Origin of the sequence: Deinococcus roseus, from assembly GCF_014646895.1 — a bacterium.
In the GTDB taxonomy this organism is placed as follows: domain Bacteria; phylum Deinococcota; class Deinococci; order Deinococcales; family Deinococcaceae; genus Deinococcus_C; species Deinococcus_C roseus.
This window is the reverse complement of sequence record NZ_BMOD01000002.1, coordinates 262253-280522: the sequence shown is the minus strand read 5'-3', so window position 1 is coordinate 280522 and position 18270 is coordinate 262253. Positions and strand designations below refer to the sequence as shown.

At 56.5% G+C, this 18270-nt stretch carries 18 protein-coding genes and 3 tRNA genes; 10 read left to right on the top strand and 11 right to left on the bottom strand.

The genetic code is table 11. The features are described 5' to 3' along the window. Nucleotides 1-88 precede the first annotated feature (88 nt). From IEY52_RS04340 to IEY52_RS04325, 4 genes are all read right to left on the bottom strand, one after another. Nucleotides 89-691, bottom strand: a complete 603-nt coding sequence (locus tag IEY52_RS04340) for a response regulator transcription factor (RefSeq protein ID WP_189000378.1) — start codon at nt 689-691, stop codon at nt 89-91. Next, nucleotides 688-1818: a sensor histidine kinase gene (locus IEY52_RS04335; RefSeq protein ID WP_189000375.1), complete on the bottom strand. Its 1131-nt coding sequence runs from the start codon at nt 1816-1818 to the stop codon at nt 688-690. Before IEY52_RS04335 ends, IEY52_RS04340 begins: the two co-directional genes overlap by 4 nt. Nucleotides 1819-1888: 70 nt before the next feature. Next, nucleotides 1889-2641 carry an ABC transporter permease gene (locus IEY52_RS04330; RefSeq protein ID WP_189000372.1) on the bottom strand — a complete coding sequence of 251 codons (753 nt, stop codon included), beginning with the start codon at nt 2639-2641 and terminating at the stop codon, nt 1889-1891. Between the two features lie 28 nt (nt 2642-2669). Further along, nucleotides 2670-3539 carry an ABC transporter ATP-binding protein gene (locus tag IEY52_RS04325; RefSeq protein ID WP_189000369.1) on the bottom strand — a complete coding sequence of 290 codons (870 nt, stop codon included), beginning with the start codon at nt 3537-3539 and terminating at the stop codon, nt 2670-2672. A 266-nt stretch (nt 3540-3805) separates the two neighbouring features. On the opposite strand from IEY52_RS04325, the gene IEY52_RS04320 reads away from it, so the two are divergent. The 8 genes from IEY52_RS04320 to IEY52_RS04285 all read left to right on the top strand — a co-directional run bounded on the left by IEY52_RS04320 (nt 3806) and on the right by IEY52_RS04285 (nt 10411). Then, nucleotides 3806-5614, top strand: coding sequence for an HD domain-containing phosphohydrolase (locus IEY52_RS04320; RefSeq protein ID WP_189000366.1), 1809 nt, complete (start codon nt 3806-3808; stop codon nt 5612-5614). 229 nt (nt 5615-5843) lie between these two features. Then, nucleotides 5844-7244, top strand: coding sequence for a hypothetical protein (locus IEY52_RS04315; RefSeq protein ID WP_189000363.1), 1401 nt, complete (start codon nt 5844-5846; stop codon nt 7242-7244). After that, complete coding sequence (locus tag IEY52_RS04310; RefSeq protein ID WP_189000360.1) at nt 7241-8386, top strand: ARPP-2 domain-containing protein; 1146 nt, start codon at nt 7241-7243, stop codon at nt 8384-8386. Before IEY52_RS04315 ends, IEY52_RS04310 begins: the two co-directional genes overlap by 4 nt. 106 nt (nt 8387-8492) lie before the next feature. Beyond that, nucleotides 8493-8996, top strand: a complete 504-nt coding sequence (locus tag IEY52_RS04305; protein WP_189000357.1) for a hypothetical protein — start codon at nt 8493-8495, stop codon at nt 8994-8996. Then, nucleotides 8989-9753 (top strand): metallophosphoesterase, encoded by a 765-nt coding sequence (locus IEY52_RS04300; RefSeq protein WP_189000354.1) that lies wholly within the window; start codon nt 8989-8991, stop codon nt 9751-9753. Before IEY52_RS04305 ends, IEY52_RS04300 begins: the two co-directional genes overlap by 8 nt. Before the next feature lie 138 nt (nt 9754-9891). Further along, nucleotides 9892-9967: transfer RNA gene (locus tag IEY52_RS04295), tRNA-Asp, on the top strand. 4 nt (nt 9968-9971) lie between these two features. Then, nucleotides 9972-10047 (top strand) — tRNA-Phe (locus IEY52_RS04290). Between the two features lie 115 nt (nt 10048-10162). Further along, entirely contained in the window at nt 10163-10411 is a 249-nt protein-coding gene (locus IEY52_RS04285; protein ID WP_189000352.1) for a sunset domain-containing protein, read from the top strand. Between the two features lie 423 nt (nt 10412-10834). On the opposite strand, the gene IEY52_RS04280 is transcribed toward IEY52_RS04285, so the two are convergent. Together IEY52_RS04280 and IEY52_RS04275 are read right to left on the bottom strand one after the other, a co-directional pair. Beyond that, nucleotides 10835-10909, bottom strand: a tRNA-Thr gene (locus IEY52_RS04280). 172 nt (nt 10910-11081) lie between these two features. Then, on the bottom strand, nt 11082-11393 hold the full coding sequence (locus tag IEY52_RS04275) for a hypothetical protein (protein ID WP_189000350.1): 312 nt from the start codon (nt 11391-11393) through the stop codon (nt 11082-11084). A 362-nt stretch (nt 11394-11755) separates the two neighbouring features. On the opposite strand from IEY52_RS04275, the gene IEY52_RS04270 reads away from it, so the two are divergent. Continuing rightward, nucleotides 11756-11986 (top strand): hypothetical protein, encoded by a 231-nt coding sequence (locus IEY52_RS04270; RefSeq protein ID WP_189000348.1) that lies wholly within the window; start codon nt 11756-11758, stop codon nt 11984-11986. A gap of 6 nt (nt 11987-11992) precedes the next feature. On the opposite strand, the gene IEY52_RS04265 is transcribed toward IEY52_RS04270, so the two are convergent. From IEY52_RS04265 to IEY52_RS26915, 3 genes are all read right to left on the bottom strand, one after another. Then, the gene (locus IEY52_RS04265) at nt 11993-13240 is read right to left on the bottom strand and encodes an MFS transporter (protein ID WP_189000346.1); all 1248 of its coding nucleotides are present in this window, start codon (nt 13238-13240) and stop codon (nt 11993-11995) included. 83 nt (nt 13241-13323) lie between these two features. Further along, nucleotides 13324-14262, bottom strand: coding sequence for a helix-turn-helix domain-containing protein (locus tag IEY52_RS04260; RefSeq protein WP_189000344.1), 939 nt, complete (start codon nt 14260-14262; stop codon nt 13324-13326). Nucleotides 14263-14404: 142 nt separating this feature from the next. Then, entirely contained in the window at nt 14405-14533 is a 129-nt protein-coding gene (locus IEY52_RS26915; RefSeq protein WP_268239707.1) for a hypothetical protein, read from the bottom strand. A gap of 243 nt (nt 14534-14776) precedes the next feature. Here IEY52_RS26915 and IEY52_RS04255 point away from each other — a divergent pair, with 243 nt between their 5' ends. Next, the gene (locus IEY52_RS04255) at nt 14777-15961 is read left to right on the top strand and encodes a cytochrome P450 (protein ID WP_189000342.1); all 1185 of its coding nucleotides are present in this window, start codon (nt 14777-14779) and stop codon (nt 15959-15961) included. 65 nt (nt 15962-16026) lie between these two features. On the opposite strand, the gene IEY52_RS04250 is transcribed toward IEY52_RS04255, so the two are convergent. Both IEY52_RS04250 and IEY52_RS04245 read right to left on the bottom strand, forming a co-directional pair. Continuing rightward, nucleotides 16027-16476 (bottom strand): M15 family metallopeptidase domain-containing protein, encoded by a 450-nt coding sequence (locus IEY52_RS04250; RefSeq protein ID WP_189000339.1) that lies wholly within the window; start codon nt 16474-16476, stop codon nt 16027-16029. 79 nt (nt 16477-16555) lie between these two features. Continuing rightward, nucleotides 16556-18193 carry an acyl-CoA carboxylase subunit beta gene (locus IEY52_RS04245; protein WP_189000336.1) on the bottom strand — a complete coding sequence of 546 codons (1638 nt, stop codon included), beginning with the start codon at nt 18191-18193 and terminating at the stop codon, nt 16556-16558. Nucleotides 18194-18270: the final 77 nt, after the last annotated feature.

Genomic DNA, 18270 nt, shown 5'->3' with positions numbered 1-18270 from the left:
ACCCTCAGTGCTCCCAGAAGAACATTCCAATCAAGCGGGGGATTTAACCCTCAGAACGTTCAAATGCCCACCCCACCACCAAAAAAACCTACAACCACCCCTTCTCCCGTGCCATGCGGGCGGCTTCCACCCGGTTGCTGGCCCCAAGTTTGGAAATGGCTTCCGAGAGGTAGTTGCGCACCGTGCCTTCTGAAAGATGGATTTTCTCTGCGATCTGGCCCGAGGTCATGCCTTCATGGGCCAGACGGAGCACCTGTCGCTCTCTGTCTGTGAGGGGGTCCTGATCGGTCCAGGCTTCTGCGGCCAGCATAGGGTTGATCACAATGCCTCCTCCGTGCACCCGCCGGATGGCCTCTGCCAGTTCATCTGAAGGGGCATCTTTGAGCAGGTAACCTTTGACTCCGGCTTCCATGGCGCGGCGCAGGTAACCTGCCCTGGCAAAGGTGGTCACGATGATCACCCGGGTTTTCGGGAGTTGCTGCTTCAGATCCTGGGCCAGTTCCAGACCGGTTTTTTCGGGCATCTCAATGTCGGTGATGACGATGTCGGGTTTGACCTCCAGGGCAGCCCTCAGGGCCTCTGTACCGTTTTTGGTGGCGGCCAGCACCTCGATGTCGCCTTCCAGTTCCAGCAGGGCTTTTAAGGCCCCCAGGATCATCACCTGGTCTTCGGCAATCAAGACCCGGATCATGCTGTGACCCCCTGGATGGCCTTCTGGGTGTCTGGATTGCCTTTTGGAATGCACACTTCAATGACGGTTCCAGACTGGTTTTTCACAGTGAATTTGCCTCCGAGGGCTTCGGTGCGCTCACGCATGCCTTTCATGCCGTTGCCCACCTGCTGGCCCACCCCAACCCCATCGTCGATGATTTTCAGCAGGATGTTGCCGCGCTGTTCTTCCAGGGACACCTGGCAGTGTTTTGCCCTGGAGTGCCGGATGATGTTGGTGATGGCTTCCCGAAAAATCAGTTGCAGGGCGCTTTGCTGTTCCATGCCCAATTCCACTTCAGACACCAGATATTCCAGTTTGATGCCTGCAGCATCCAGGGCGATTTTGGCCCGACCCAGTTCGCTTTTCAGGTCGGTGCCCTTGTAACCCTGCACGGCCAGTCGCACTTCTGTGAGGGCCTCTCTGGAAATCTGCTCCACTTCTTTGATCTCTGCTTTGGCGCGTTCCGGGTTGCGTTCAATCAATTTGGAGGCCAGTTCGGCTTTCAGCACAATCACGCTGAGGGTGTGGCCCAGCAGGTCGTGCAGGTCACGGGCAATGCGTTCCCGTTCAGCAATGCGGGCCAGGTTTTCTTTTTCCTGCTGCAGGGTTTTCATGCGAATGCCAGATTCCATGGCTGCATACCCGAAGTGGTTGCCAATCGCCACCGACACCGAGAGCAGCATGATGGTGATGAGTTCTCCGGCGGGCACCCCCTTCACGAAAACGCTCCACAGGAACACCGCCAGCACCGCAGCCACGGTGCCAATGCTGAGGGTCAGGCTGCGCTGGAAGGCCCCCAGGCTTGCTGCATACACCAGAAAGGTGGTCCCATTCCAGCCAAAAAAGGGCATCCCTGCGAAGAACATCATGAAGCACCACAGCACCGCCAGAATGTTCCAGTAAGGGAAAGTTTCCAGCGGGCGCTGGGGTTTGAAGGCCCGAAACACCCAGAAGTACAGCCACAAGAACACCAGCAGCATGCCTGTCCCCAGCAGGTAATCCAGGGGACCACGGGCGTCTTTGATCAGGTTGGTGATTGGGAAGGTCAGGAAGAAAAGCCACGCCACGGGCATGAATCGGAACATGGTGTCTCGTCGGGCGATCATGGTGCCTCCAGTTTAAACCTCCCCCCGGTGCATCCGACAGGGGGGAGGAGGGATGGGGATGGGTGCAGGCTCAACCGAAGTTTTTGCCTTCATCCCTGCGGAAAGCCACCAGGGCCAGCAGGAAGAACAGTGCGCCGTAACTCAACAGCCAGATCCAGTGCACCAGTTCGGTGGTGTCGCTTTTGGCCCCGATGCTCATCCAGCCAATCTGTGCGAAGTGGTAAGCGGGGGTGTAAGGGGCGATGTTGCGCAGGAATTCGGGCATGAATTGCAGGGGCATGAACAGACCGCTGGCAAAACTCATGGGCAGGAAAATCAGGTTGGCAATGCCTGCAGCACTGTTGGGGCCACCCACATAACCAATCCACAATCCCAGGGCCACGAAAGCCGAAACGCCCAGCAGCAATTTGCCCACGGTTTTCACGAACAGCAGCACATCGTAATTCAGGTGCCCCACAAAGCTGGCAAACAATCCCAGCAGGATGATGATGAAGATGCCTTGCAGCAGGGCATTCACAATTTTGCTGGCAAAGTACAGCATGGGATTGAGGGGGGTGACCCGCATGAGTTTCTGCCAGCCCAGTCCGCGTTCTGCAGCGATGGACACCCCGAAGGCAAACAGCGAGGTGGAAATCAGGGAGTAGGCACTGAAGGAAATCAGGATGTAAGTGGCGGCATTCACGCCTCCCAGTTCATTTTTGGCGTTGGGCAACCCGAAGATGGAAAAAAACATCACGGGGAACACCAGGGTGGGAATCAGGTAGGCGGGCAGGCGAATCAGGCGGATCAGTTCAGAGTAAACCAGGTACAGGAAACGGTTCATGGGGTTCCTTTCAGAATCAGGTGTGAGATCAGTTGCGAGCGGTGATGTTCAGGAAGGCCTCTTCCAGGCTGGCCTTGCTGACTTCCAGATCGGTGATGTCGTGCTGCAGGATTTCCCGCAGGGCGGCCTCTGGAGCGCGGGTGTAGACCTCGTTCACCCCGTTGATGTTGACGCGGGTCACGCCGGGCAGGTTCTGCAACTGCTGTTCCTGCACCTGACCATGAAAACGGATGCGGGTGCCTCCCACCTGCTCTTTGATGGCTCTGGGGGTGCCCTCCACAATCACTTTGCCGTGGTCAATCACCAGCACGCGGTCTGACAGGGCATCCGCTTCTTCCAGATGGTGGGTGGTGAGGATGATGGTTTTGCCTTCGCTTTTGAATTTGCGCACGCTGTCCCAGAATGCAGCTCTGGACTGCACATCCATGGCCACAGTGGGTTCATCCAGGAACAGCACATCGGGGTTTCCACACACACTGAGGGCGAAACTCAGGCGGCGACGTTGCCCACCCGAGAGGTTGCCGCACAGGCGGTCTGCAATCTCGGTCAGGTCTGCCATGTCCATGATCTGCTGAAAAGGCAAAGACCTGGGGTACAGCCTTCTGAACAGCTCCACCGCTTCTTTGACTTTCAGGGTGGCAGGCAGATCGCTTTCCTGCAGCATGGCTCCCAGACGCGCTCTGGCCTTTGGGATTCGGGGGTTCATCCCGAACACTTTTACAGTTCCACTGCTGGGGGCACGCATGCCCAGCATGATGCTGATGGTGGTGGTTTTGCCTGCACCGTTGGGGCCCAGAAAGGCCACCACCTCCCCCTGCTGGGCCGAAAAAGTCACGCCTTTCAGGGCTTCTACGTTTCCAAAATGTTTTTTGACATTCTCAACTTCGATGGCTTTCATGCCCTCAGGTTAAAGGGCAGGCTTTTTCTGCAGTAGTCACGGCTGTCAAGGGATGGAGGTGACAAGTGTCACCTTTGCAGAAGGCAGAAGGCCAAAAGAGCTTTTGCCAATGTCTGATGAGAAAACCATCTTTTTGAACATTCCCTGTTTGTTGATTCAGCCTTCTGCTTTCTGCCTTCTGCCCATTTCCTGCCACATCACACCCCAGAGCCCTGTGATAAATCATACTGAGGATGAACGTGTGCCTGTCAGGAGGCGATCTTCACATGAACCTTCCCGAATTTGACCCGAGTCCGGTTCCGAACCTCCCATCCAGCCCATGGGTGCAGCGCCTGCTGGATGTCAGCACCGAGGGATTGTTGCTGCTGGAATTCCAGCAGCTCAGCTCTGACTGGATGGTGACTTATGCCAATGCCAGTGCAGTCCGCCTCACGGGGATGCCTGCAGCGGCCCTGGTGGGAGAGAGCTTCAAGCGGCTCTTTCCAGTGTCCGAATCGGACCTGGCCCGCATGCCCCAGGGCATGGAGCTGAATGCTGGAAACCACCAGCTCACCATCACCCCGCTGGACAGTGCGGTGCTGGCGGTGGCATGCAAACCCCTGCATCCATCGCTGGACCATTTGCTGGACCAGACCGACAGCTTCCTGAGGGTGTACTCCACAGAAGGCACCTGCACTTATGCTTCACCCTCGGTGCAGCGTTTGCTGGGCTACAGTGCAGAGGAACTTCTGGGCCTCAAACCGGAATCCCTGATTCACCCCGAAGACCACCGGGTGATTCACTCAGAACACCACATCAATCTGCAGGTTGAGGACCTCGGAGAGGAATTTCCTTTCGAGTACCGCATCCTCAACCGGCATGGTGAGGTGCGCTGGGTGTCTTCGCGTTCCCGTAAGGTGCTCCGTTCTGCGGGAGGTCACGATTACCACCTGACCACCAGCGACATCACCTCCCGCAAACAGGCCGAACTCGATGCCCAGGAGCGCCAGGACCGCTATGCTGCCCTGCTGAACCTCACCTACCACTTCGAGACCGTGACCGATCCAGATGACCTTGCCACTGGTGCCTTGAAAGCTGTGCTTCCCCTCACGGAATACCGTTATGGGGGCTACATCAAATTCGTGGACCAGCAGGCGGTGCTGCACTGGAACACCGGAGCAGCTGGTGGGCCTCTGGAGCATGAATTGCAGGGCATTGCCCAGCGCATCAACAAAATTCGGTTCCTGCTGATGTTCCGCAAACTGGGGCCGCAGCTGTACCAGTCGGGCAGCACTTCTGCGCTGGACCACCTGCTGGGCAACACCGAATTGTGGGCCAGTTTCGGGGTGCTGCCCATTCATGGCAACGGCGAGGTGCTGGGTTTCCTGCTGCTGGGTGCCCCTGTGCGCATGACCGCTTCCGAGGCCACCCGCAAACTGCTGACCGTGGTTTCTGAGCGGGTCAGCCTGACTTTTGGCCGTCTGGTGGACCTTGCCAACCTCACCCGGGCCAGAGAAGAAACCCTGAGGGCCATGGGTCTGGTGCTGGAATACCGGGACTTTGAAACCAAGGGCCACACCGAGCGGGTCACGGAACTGGCCGGAAGGCTGGGCCGCCGCCTGAAAGTCAGTGAACAGGAGCTGGACGACCTGCGTCTGGGCGCTTACCTGCACGATGTGGGCAAGGTGGCCATCTCCGACATGGTGCTGCTCAAACCGGGCAAACTCACCGATGAAGAACGCAAGCACATCCAGGAACACCCCCAGGTCGGATACCACCTGCTGCAGGGCATCCCCACCCTGCGTCCCAGTGTGCTGGATGTGGTTCTGTACCACCAGGAGCGCTGGAATGGCACGGGCTATCCTGAAGGCCTGAGCGGCAAGAGCATTCCCCATCTGGCCCGCATCTTTGCGGTCGTAGACGTGTACGACGCCCTCACCAGTGACCGCCCTTACAAGAAAGCCTTCACCTGGGAAAATGCCTGTGAGATCCTGCAGAAAGAATCGGGCACCTTCCTGGATCCCGAAATCACCGGGGAATTCATCCGCATGATCACCGAATCGCAGGCTTCCTCTTCACGGTCCTCTGCAGACTGAGCTGCCTGAAACCACCTGAGCCTGCCCGAATGGCTTACGGCAATTGCACATTGTCTTTTCTGAGGGCCAGAACCTAAAATTGAAACATCAGCCTGACCGTGGGACTGATGGGTGACTTCCGAGACAAGCCTTTGTAGCCTGAAACTTCCGTCGCCCTGCACCCTCCCCGGTCAGGCTGTATTTTGTTTTGATGGGTTGCGAACAGCCCATCCCAAGGAGACCCTGATTTATGGACATCACCCGCGAAGACCTGAGCCTTTTCCTGAACGCCTGCGCTGCTGCCACCTCACAGCAGGAATTTTACAGTTCAGAACAGGAGCAGCGGGTGTCTCTCAGGTTTCTGCACCAGTACATCTGTGGAAATTACCGCACCCTGTATGCCAGAACGCTGGCGGCAGGCCTGAACCACCACAACCAGCAGGAGGTGATTTACCAGCTTCTGAGCTCCGGGAAAGATTGTCCTGCAGAATTCAGACTGCTGGAAAACCGTTTGATCACCGCTGCCTTAAAACAGCTTCCTCCGCAGAGGGCCTGGAAACTGTTGCAGCGCCTGCAGGGGGGGAAAGTCAACAACCGCCGCACCCGCAAGGTGATTGCTACCTTCATTGCTGGCCGCAAAGACCTGCCTTTTGATGCCCTGAAGTACCGCCGCAAAGTGAAAGCGGCCATGCAGCATGCCCATGTGAAACCCTCGGGTGAGGTGTCTGCTTTTCTGTTTGAGGGGATCAAAAAGCCCTTTGTGACCCCGTTGCTGGAACAATTCAGAAGGGCCCATTACAGCAAAGAAGCCCTCTATGATTTGCCTTATTCCATTGCAGAAGGGCTGGCTGCAAAGCACCAGATTCCCAGAGCTGAGTTTTTAAAGCGCATTGAGGGCAAAATGACCGACCGGGAACGCCTGCGCCTGCAAAGCAGCAGTGCAGGCAAAATCCAGCTGAATCCCGAAAAGCTCAGCCTGACTGAGCTGTGTGTTTACGTGCTGGGCCTTACCCTGGATGACCGCAGAAACAGGGAAGAGGAGCTGACGGGTTTTCTGCAGCGCTCTGCCCATGCCATCCTGCGCCAGAACGGCAAGTTGCCCCTGCCAGACCACAAAATGGCTGCGATTCTGGACAACTCCTATTCTTCCAGTGGCTCCAGGGTGAAGAAAAACCGCCCTCTGGCGGTGGCCCTGTCTGTGGATGTGCTGCTGCAGAATGCCTGCAAGGATTACCGCGCTTTCTGGACCCGCCCTGTCAAAAAGCAGTTGCTCAACCATGCAAAAGGCCAGACCTTTCTGGCAGAACGCCTGCTGGATGCCCTGGAATGGGGAGCACAGACCGTCCTGATCGTCAGCGATGCCTGTGAAAATGATGTCCCCGGAGCCTTCGAGCAAATTTACCAGGGGTACCGCCAGATGGGCGGAAAAGCCCAGATTTTTCACCTGAGCCCGGTGTTTGATGCCGAAAATTATCAGGTGAAGCCGCTGGTCAAAGACCTTCCTGCGCTGGGCCTGAGGGCAGGCGAGGATCTGGGGACCACCCTGGCTTTTGCCCGCTTCAGCACTGGAAAAAGCACCCTGCTTGAACTGGAAACCTACCTGCAGGGGCGTGTGGACGCGCTGCTTTCTGCTGCAGGAGGACTGTCATGAAAATCAACGACACCCTCAATCTGCAAGGCCTGCGTGCTGCCCCCTCCCAGGTGTGTGGGGCTTTCAGGCTGGTGCCCCTGATCCGTGAGAAGCCCTGTCAGGACGTGCGCATCACCCATGAGCGTTACCAGCAGGACCTGAGCCGTGTCCAGTTGAATGACGGCACCGAATACTGGTCTTTCATTCCCCACGGGTACATTCTGAACTGGGCCAAAGGCAACGAGGCAACCATCAGCTTTGGGGCGCAGCTCAGCAAAGGCACAAAAACGGACAGGTTTGCTGGAGGTTTCACGGTCACCACCCACCAGCGCATGGTGAAACGCCAGAATGCCAATTCGGTGCGCCTTTTGCCCCTGCACCTGAGCATGGAGGCTTTTCTGGCCCTGTATTTCGGAGGGCCTGACATTGCCTGGCTGGAATACTCCCGTTTTGCCAAACAGCACGGACTGGGGATTCGCAGTGAAAGGGCAGTTTCCGGGCGCTCACTGTTCATGTTTGAAGACGCTTTGCGCACCTTTGAAATCCACGAAGGGCAGGTGGGTGTTCTGATTTACACCGCAGAAAAACTGGCCAGTGCTTTTGTGGTCCCCACACCCGAGGATTACCGTGCCCTGCACCAGACCCTGCTGGACGATTTTTATGGAGAATTGATTTACCAGTACGCCCTGTGGTCCCAGGCCCAGGATTTAAACATCAAACTGGAGGTGGCAGGCAAAAAGACCCTTGCAGAACTCCGTCAGGCTTTGCACGCCGCCCGAGACCAGTGGGCAGAATTCAGCACCCGGGTGATGGGGCTGGATTTGCTGCAGCGCAACATCATCGGAGAAACCATCTACAAGCCTGCACAATTGCGCCTGGAGCGTTTCATGACCGAGCTGGACCTGAATGCCACCAACACCATCGGAGAGCGCCTGGTGCGTTCTGACGGCGAGGTGCTGTACCTCAAGACCTTCCAGCTGGGCGCAGACCAGACCAAACGGGCCTGGTGGCTCTCGCAGCTGTCCAGGCACCACTGGCACATCGGGCAAACCGCTGAAAGCCTGAACATGACTGCTGAGGAAGTGGTACGCAGCCTGAACCGGGCTGGATTTGGGTACCTGCTCAATCCCCAGATCCTGCAGCAGGCCCTCAAGAAAAGATGATTTTGCAGCAGGAGGCCTGTGCTGGGCCTCCTGCTGTCTTTTGCTGGTCCTCTGATTGCGAGGTTCCTGCCTTCCATATCCAGAAAAATCCCCTAAAATGTCGTGTATGGACTTCCTCACCCCGGAGCAGTTCCAGAACCTTCGTGCTCCCCTCACCCGCGATGACAGCAACGAAGTGCTGGAACGCCTCAACACGCTGTTTGAACATGACTGGAGTCTGGAGCTCGATGTCTTCGACGTGGAACATCCCACGGTTCGGGCGCGAATTCGCATCCGCCACATCACCCGGGATGGACTGGGGCAGGCAGACACCCTCAGGGCAGCAGAAAAACAGGCTGTCCTGAATGCTGCACGGGTGCTGGGCATGGGAACAGGCAACCCCGATGAAGCGCCCGTCGTTGCATCCTCTGAACCTGCACCTCTTCCAGAGAAACCCAAAGCCCACCAGCACATTGATGAACTGATGCAAAAGTGCGGCGAACTGGGTCTGGGCAAGGAAGCCGCCAAATTGATGCTGGAATTCAAAGGCTACGGAGCCACCCTCGACGACAGCCGCAAATTCTATGTGGCCCTGCGCGAACTGCTGAAGAAGAACGGGCACCATGCTTAAGATTTATGCCATCGGAGATGTGCATGCCAGCTGGGGAGACCTCTGGCGGGCCCTCAAATCCACCCCCCTGATCGACGACCAGGGCAGCCCCACCGCCCTGATGAAAACAGGCGATTATCAGTTGATCCTGACCGGCGACCTGATCCATCCCAAAACCCAGATGGAATATTCCCTGATGACCGGGATCGACAACTTTGACCCGGAGAACCCCCAGCACCTGTCCAGTGCAGCCCGTTCCCAGATCCGGGAACTGAACCGCCTGAAAAGAACCTATGATGCTTGTAATGGCAACATGCACATCCTGTTTGGCAACCACGATGATGCTGCCCTGACCCACAAATTCAGCCTGGGCTCGGGTTTTGGGACCAAGCACAACGAGTTTGACCCCGAAAAAGGGGGCCGGGAATTTCCCGATGAGCTGAAAGCCTGGGTGGCCAGCTTTCCCAGAGAAATCATTGTGGGCCGCACCCACTTTGCCCACGTGGGACCCATGCCCACCCATGCCATCTTCGATGAGTTCTTTTACTCCAACCGGGAGCACAAAACCTGGTGGGAGAAAAACCCGGAGTGGGTGCCCATGTTCGGGTACGTCTTTGGGGTGTATGGGCACACCGTGATGAAAGAGGGCATCCATCTGGACCCTGAAGAACGCCTCGCCATGATCGATGCGCTGGACACCGGTCAGATTCTGGAACTCACTTTTGGCCCGGATCTGTCCCAGAAACCCGAAGCGCGCATCCTGAGCTTCAAATCTTGATGGTGCTGGCTGCATTCCGGGTGTAACAGCAGGGAGGGCAGCTCTGGCCGATGGGCCAAATGGCCGGGGGTGTTGACATAAATCCTGGGGTCATATATAGTTTTCTTCGCTGAAGGGCACGCCCGGAAGCACAGGAGTGGTCCGGTAGTGTAGCGGTTAGCATAACTGCCTGTCACGCAGTAGGTCGCGGGTTCAAATCCCGTCCGGACCGCCACCCTGGCAAGGTAGCTCAGCTGGTAGAGCAAACGACTGAAAATCGTTGGGTCGGCGGTTCAAATCCGCCCCTTGCCACCACAGAGAAGCACAGGATTTTTATCCTGTGCTTTTTTTGTTGTTTGCTCCAGTTGGGTCACATTTTGCATGGGTTTCATGATGTGCCATCTCTTTGCTGCCATGCTGAGAAGCACCCATGAAACACCATCTGCTGATCTGTCTTTTGCTGGGCGTCCTGTCCCAGACTGTTGTGGCCCAGGGTGTGTTGCCCCTTTCCAGAACCACCTGTCCTGCCAGCCATCCCATCAAAGGCAACCTGAGCAACAGGGGAGAGAAAATTTACCACCTGCCAGGGGGAGCCTACTACAAAAGAACGTACCCGGAACGCTGTTTCAAAACCCGTCAGGAAGCCGAAAAAGCCGGGTTCCGGGCCAGCAAACGCTGAGGCCGCAGACAGCAAAAAAACCCGAAGGGGGTTCGGGTTGTCGAAGTGGGCGAGGATCAGAGTTTTGGGGAGGGGGTTTCCTGCAGTTCGCGGGACTCCAGAATGACGATCCAGCGGGCCAGGAGCAGGAACGCAGCGAGCAAAGACAGCACAATCCAGATCATTTGAGGTCACCACCTTGAGAAAATGGGAGAGAGGACGCCTGTGGACTCGGAACTTCTTGTTTGTTGTTCCTATTTTATACAGCAAAGTCTTACAGAAAACATACATTTATTTTTCAATTACAGAAAACATACAGCTGAAGGGAGGGTTTCATGCAGCACGCATTTGAAGACAGGCATGCCCACAAGTGCATTTTTCTTTTGTGACCTCAAAAACAAAAATCCCCTCTCCGACTTTTCTTTGTGGGAGAGGGGATTTTTCTGGAGCCAGAGGTCGGATTTGAACCGACGACCTACTGATTACGAATCAGTTGCTCTACCCCTGAGCTACGCTGGCACGCTGTTTTGGTGTCTGGCACACACTTGGAGGGCTTTGCAGACGGCATGTAGTGTACCACATGACCTGCCTGTTGACAATGTGCCATCAGGCTGTGGTGGTGCAGGCATGGGCCTGTAAACCATTGGTGCAGGTTCATGCTGAACCCTCTGGGCTGCATTGCTGCTCAAAATCATTCCAGGGCTGGAATTTCAAACCCTTCACCGCGCATGTGCAGAACGGCCTGACTGACCACAGATTCCACGATGGTGTCCAGGTCTGCATCTGCCAGATGGTAGGCAATCACTTCTCCCCGAAAGATGGCCTGAAATTCCTCTGCCTCCTTGCGCCGCTCAGGTCCCGAATACTCCTGGGTTTCCACCCTTCGGTTGGTGTTGTCTTTCCAGGCGAATTCCACATCCAGGCTTTCCAGGTATGCCACCCGCTCGAAGAAAAAGGGACTGAGCAGGCTGCGCCAGTTTTGTTTTTGAACGTCGGTGATCATACCTGATTTTATTGCTTTTGCTGGCTTTTGGCAGAAGCATGCTTCACGATGCTGGGCTTCAGCGACACCAGCAACAGGAGCCAAAGCATGTTTCAGGTTTTGCAAGGCCAGAACCCGCCACGCTGCAGAAACAGATTTGCGAACTGGACGGCATTCATCTGCATCCGGGAAGATCCTCAGGATGCACCTCTGGGTTTCCCCTGAAAGGCCCCTCAGGGGAACACCGGAGGTGTGTTTTGGACCCGGAAAGGGTGCCAGAATGCGGTAACATCAGGCATCTGAAAAGCGCTTACGAAACCCGGCACCTGATCTGTGCGGACATGGATCCACCAGAATACCCCCTCAATGTTTCAGGAGTCACCATGCAGCAAACAGCAGCAAATTTGACCCTGCCCGAATACCAGCGGCTTTTGCTGGCCCTCACTCCGGCTTCTTCGGAGGTGTTGTTGCTGGGCATGGTGCTTCCGGTGGAACAGATCAAGGCACTGAAAGATGCGGGCATTCCCCTGCGCTGGCAACCTCTGGGGGCCTGCTACACCCTCAGAATCTTTGAAGAGGCCGCCAGACTGGTGCTGACGGCCTCCAGAATTTAAAGACACTCAGGTTTCAGCGGTTTCAGGGGTGACCAGCTCGGTTTCTGGTCCTTTGATGCCAAGTTGGCTGGCCAGTGCCAGTGCACCCAGCAGGATCATGCCTGCACCACTCCAGAAGGGACTGGCATGTCCTGTTCGTGAATACAGCTGACCCGCCAGGGCAGGACTGAACACCTGGGTGAGGGAGTTGAGGGCCTGGCTGCCGCCCTGCACCCTTCCCTGGGCTTTTGGCCCTGCAGCCCTGGAGGTGAGGCTGCCCAGAGAAGCGGTGAAAATGCCTTCTCCAATGGCAAATGAGCACACACTGAGGTACAGCACCCAGCCACTGGGATGCCCGGGCAGCAGGGCCATGCCCAGCATGCCCAGCAAACTCAGGCTGAGACCCAGCAGTGCCACACCGCTTTCCTTCAGCATCTTGATGAGCCAGCCCAGCAGGAGCCCTTGCACCACGATGTCAGACACCCCCACCACAATGAAAACGGTGCTGGTCTGGTCAGGACCCCAGTGCAGGGTGTCTTTGATCAGCACAGCCAGGGTGGTCTGCATCATCACGAAAGGCACCATGAACAGCACCCCCGAGATCAGGAGCAGTCGGATGCCAGGCAACTGAAACAGCGACACCATCTGGGTGAGGGGATTGAGCTGCGAAAACTGGATGTGGGCACGGTTCTCTTTTTTGTGGCTTTCAGGAAGATAGAAGAACCCCCACACCACATTCAGCAAGGTGACTGCTGCAGCAATGTAGAAGGGGGTTTCCAGGCTGATTCTGGAGGCCAGACCGCCGACAGCAGGACCGATGATGAAACCACTGCCAAAAACCGCTCCCATGATGCCAAAGTACTTGCCGCGCTCCTCTGGGCGGGTGGTGTCTGCCAGAAAGCCAAAGAGGGCACTGAAGTTCCCTGCGGTCAGACCGTCAATGATGCGGCCCAGAAAGAGCACCCACAAAGCACCTCCCCAGCCGAAAATCAGGTATCCAATGGCCGAACCCAGCAAGGAAAACAGCAAGATGGGCCGTCTGCCGTACCGGTCAGAAAGGGCACCCAGAACCGGTGCAGCAAAAAAGGAACACAGGGAATAGGAAATGGTCAGCCAGCCGATGGTGGCGGCAAGCTGGTTCTGGTCTGTGAGGTATCTGGCCACCAGAAAAGGCAGCACAGGGAACGCCAGAGAGATGCCCAGAGAACCGAGGAAAGCACTGATGAAAACAAACAGCAATGCATTTTTGGTGGGAGGGGGGGTTGAATCTGTCATGCAGCCAATGTAGCAAGGGTGCCCTGCGTGGCACTTGAAAAAAAGCGACATGCCCAGGCTGTAAATGGCTTAAGTCATTCTGCCTAGGGCTTAGAATGACTGGGTTTTTCTGTGTTGGACATGTGCAGCTTGGAGTGGTGCTGGGCTGCATGGTCCCTGTGCAGCAGGTGTTCCTGCACGTGCCTGGAAAACTCTCCAGGGGTGATGTGGGTGAACCCCCGAAACTCCCGGCAAAAGTGGGCCTGATCTGCAAAACCCAGCTCAAAGGCCAGTTCGGTCAGGCTGATGTGCGGATTGACCCACAAAGCATTGTGGGCCTCCTCAAACCGGATGATCTTGGAAAGGGTTTTGGGAGTGATGCCCACGCTGCTGTGAAACTGCCGTTCCAGCTGGCGCACAGACACCCCATGCACTTCGGCCAGTTCGCTGATTTTGCCCTGGCCTTTCAGGTGGTACAGGCTCAGGGCGGCCTGGATGCCTGCATTGCCCTGAATGTCCTGCAGGGGCAAACGCTGCAACAACCAGGCCTCAATGGCCTCCAGGGCTTCCTGAATGGCATTGAGCTGGATCAGGGCCAGCACTTCTGCTGACAGGTGTTGCAAAGAGGCTTGCAGGGGCTGGAAGAAGATGTCTTGCAGGTTCCGGTCTCCTTGCAGCAAGGCCCTGGCAGCCCAGGGGTACATCTCCACCCCCACCACGCGGGTGAGGCCACGGGAGACAAAGCGGATGGGTTCTTTCTGAAACCCCAGCATGTACATGTTGGGCAGCGGTCCCGTCCACTGCGAGGAGGCATCTGGAAAGAAGGCCTCGCCCTGATAGAAACACAGTCGCACCAGACGCTCCGGGTAAAAACGGTGTTTCTCGGTGCGGGTGGTGTGAAATTCCTCCATGCTCCAGTAACTGCGCACCTGGTTCTGCAACGCCGGATGGGGATCGTATTCCCGATACTGGTCCAGAAACAGAGGGGTGTGCAGGTCTGCATTGAAAGGCTGATCTGTGGCAGGCAATCTGGCTCTGGGCATGGTGTGAAAGGGGTCACAAAGGCTCAAAAAGAAAGTTGCGCAATGCTGAAGTGCACCAGCAACACCTCCAGCATAACGCAAGCTTTGCGTCTCAAATGATCTTCAAGTTGTTTTCCCCATGGCCTGCAAGTTTTCAGGGGTTTCAGTGGTGCTTGGGGTTCATGGGGCGAGAATGGGTGTGCTTCTGGACTGCTTCTACAGCAAGCAAAACCAGATAGAAGATGGCCGTGCCGACCACGGGTGTGGCGAGGAGCAGAATCAGGGTTTCCATAATTTACAATAGTGCCCCTGGCTGAAGGCAGAAAGTCAGCAATCTTGCAACATTGCTCCAGTCCCCATAAGTCACTCATTGTTGCTTGAAATGCAACCATTGATACGGTTTTTTCATGCGCTGAAAGAGGGTTTTTTTGAGTATCATGCTTCTCATGTACAATTTGCACATCATGCTGATCAGCGGCAATTCTCAGGAAACTGCTGGGGTGGTGCCCATGGGCCTCAGGGCATAAAATGGACCATGACCACTGCATTTGCAGACCTGTTCTCCACACCGGAATTTCTGGAAAATCCCTACCCCATTTACCGTGAGTTGCGCAATCAGGCCCCTGCCTACTGGTACCCGCACAGTGGCCTGACCGGGGGCATGTGGTTTGTGACCCGCCATGAAGACACCGAAATGGTCCTGAAAGATTTGCGGTTCACCAAGGACATTTCCAGGGTCAGTGCTGTGCCCCAGCAGCTCTCCCGGCACATGCTGGACGCCGATCCACCAGACCACACCCGCCTGAGGGCCCTGGTCAGCCAGGCCTTCACACCCAGGGTGGTGGCCAGTCTGGAACCCAAGATTCGCAGCATCACCGAGGATCTGGTTTCGCAGATCAAAAAAGGCCAGGATTTTTCCCTGATTGAAAGCCTGGCCTTTCCGCTGCCCATCATTGTGATTGCTGAATTGCTGGGGGTTCCAGACCGGGACCGCCACCTGTTCAGGGACTGGTCCTCACACCTGATTGATGGGGCAGACATCCTCACGGTCACCGACCCGGAAGCAGGCCAGAAAGCCCAGATGGCCCTGGGCAGCATCTTCAAATACTTTGATGACCTGATCAAGGTGCGCCGCCATGATCTGCAAGACGATCTGGTCAGCCTCCTGATTGCTGCAGAAGACCAGCAGGGCAAACTGACCCACGGGGAAATCCTGGCCACCTGTTTCCTGCTCTTGCTGGCAGGCCATGAAACCACCATCAATTTGATTGGCAACGGTTACCACGCCCTCACCCGTTTTCCAGAACAACTGCAGCACCTCCGGGACCACCCGGAGCACCTTTCTACAGGGGTGGATGAAATGCTGCGCTTCGATGCTCCGGTGCAAAGGGCCACCTTCCGGGCCGCACTGGAAGACCTGGAAATTGCGGGGCAGGTGATCCGCAAAAACCAGCAGGTGGCTGCAGTGATCGGAGCGGCCAACCGGGATGAACGGGTGTTCCAGAACCCTGACACCCTGGATGTCACCCGCACCCCCAACCGCCACCTGGGATTTGGTCGGGGCATCCACTTCTGTCTGGGGGCACCGCTGGCCAGACTGGAAGCCCAGATTGCTTTTGAACTCCTGCTGCCTCTGGGCCTCCCCAGGGTGGTGCATCTGGAACGCCGTCCCAGCACCATGTTCCGGGGTTTTCGAGATCTGGTGCTGTCCTGGTCCTGAGTGTTCAGGTCCCAGGATCCAAACCAGAGAAAGCCTCCAGATGGAGGCTTTCTCTGGTTTGGGACTCAACTCAGGGTCAGTCCAAGCTTCTCGATGTATTTTGCCTGCAGTTCGCCATCCCGGTATTGTGCGCCTGCGCCCTGAAGCTGCAAATGGGTCAGTTCCTGCACGCCCACCTCCAGGCCGTGAACGCTGGGGGGGATGTAAGCGTAAATGGTGCGCCACACCCGGGAATCCCACACAGACTTGCGGGTCTTGCGGTTCAGAATCCCAATGTCTGCAGCGAGGCCATACTGGTGCATGCTTCTCAGGCGGCTGCCATCAAAACTGGTGACCCAGTGTTGGGTGCTGTTTTCAGAGAAGAGTTTTTTCTGACGGGTTTTGTTTCTGCGGGTTTCCAGCACCCGGAACTCGTATTGGGGGAATTTCTGCTGGGCAGCTTGCAGCCAGCGTTCCAGATTCTCTCTGAAATCGGGGTGGAGCGTTTCAAGACTGCTGACTTTTTGAGCTTTCATGCCTGTCTCCTTCAGTCCAGCAAAGATCATGTGTACCTTCATTGTGCGGCAAGTCATGCAGCTTGAAAAGCCTGAGGTATTACACCTGCAGCATCCCGGTCCTGAAATCTCCGGTGGGACTGCCCGAGCAGGCCTCCAGGGTGCGGATCAGGCGCTCACGGGTGCTTTCGGGCAGGATGATCTCATCCACCCACAATCTGGCGGCAGCGTATCTGGGGTCGAGTTCCTGATCGTACTTGTCTTTGACCTGTTCAAAGAGGGTCTGCAGGTCCTCGTCTGTGGGCTCCTGCCCCTGGCGCTTTAAAGCCTGCAACTGGATGTCCAGCAGGGTTTTGGCTGCAGCATTCCCGCTCATCACGGCGTATCTGGCACTGGGCCAGGCGTACAGGAAACGGGGGCCATAAGCCTTGCCATTCATGGCGTAATTGCCTGCCCCGTAACTGCCCCCGGTGATCAGGGTGATTTTGGGCACCACGGTGTTGGATACCGCATTGACCATCTTGGCTCCCTTGCGGATGATGCCCTCGTACTCGCTGTCTTTGCCCACCATGAACCCCGTCACATCCGAGACAAAGATCAGGGGAATACCCATCTGGTTGACCTCCATGATGAACCGGGCAGATTTGTCTGCGCTGTCCCCGTAAATCACCCCACCCACCTCGATGCGGGTTTGCAGGCCAGGCACGTCCGATTTGAGTTTCTTGCGGATCACCTGACGGTCATTGGCCACCACACCCACCGGATACCCCCCGAGCCAGCCCAGAGCGCACACGATGCTCTGGCCGTACTCGGGTTTGTATTCCTCAAAGTGGCTGTCGTCCAGCAGGGCTTTTAAAACCTCACGCACATCGTAGGGTTTGCTGCCATCCAGGCTCACGGTGTCCAGCAGGTCTTTCTGGGACTGGGGTGCTCTGGGGGTTTTGCGTTTCTGTGCCCAGGGCGCGGTGTATTTCTGGGTCTGCATTTCGGCCAGAGCACGGATTCTGCGGATGGCGCTCAGGTCATCTTTCTCCTTGTAATCCACCGTTCCAGAGATCTCTGCATGCACAGAAGCCCCTCCCAGGGCCTCTGACTCGATGTTCTGCCCGATGGCTGCCTTGACCAGTGCTGGACCGGCCAGATAGAGGCCTGATCCCTCGGTCATGATCAGGGTGTCGCACATCACAGGAAGGTAAGCCCCACCTGCCACACAGTTTCCCATGATGGCTGCAATTTGCGGGATGCCCAGGGCGCTCATGCGGGCATTCAGGTAAAACACCCGCCCGAAGTCGTCCTGGTCCGGGAAGATCTCGTCCTGCATGGGCAGGTAAACCCCGGCAGAATCCACCAGGTACACCACCGGAATGTGATTCTCCAGGGCCATGGTCTGGGCCCGGATCACTTTCTTGGCGGTGATGGGGAAAAAAGCCCCGGCTTTCACGGTGGCATCGTTGGCAATGATCATCCAGGGTCTTCCATGCAAATATCCAATGCCTGCCACAGTGCCCCCGGAAGGGCATCCACCCACATCCTGGTACATTTCAAAGCCTGCCAGGGTCATCAGTTCGTCAAATTCACTGCCTTCATCAATCAGGTGCGCAATGCGTTCTCTGGCGGTAAGGCGGTTTTTCTGGTGTTGCCGCTCCACAGCTTTCGGGCCGCCCCCTTGCCGGGTGCGGGACACAGTTTCCTGCAGGGATTTCAGGGCGTCCTGCCAGCTTTTCGGTTGTGAACTCATGGTTAAAGTATGACAGATTTTATGGATGGCGTGAGGAAAATGTCATATTTTGGCAGAAAGCAGAAGGCAGAAAGCAG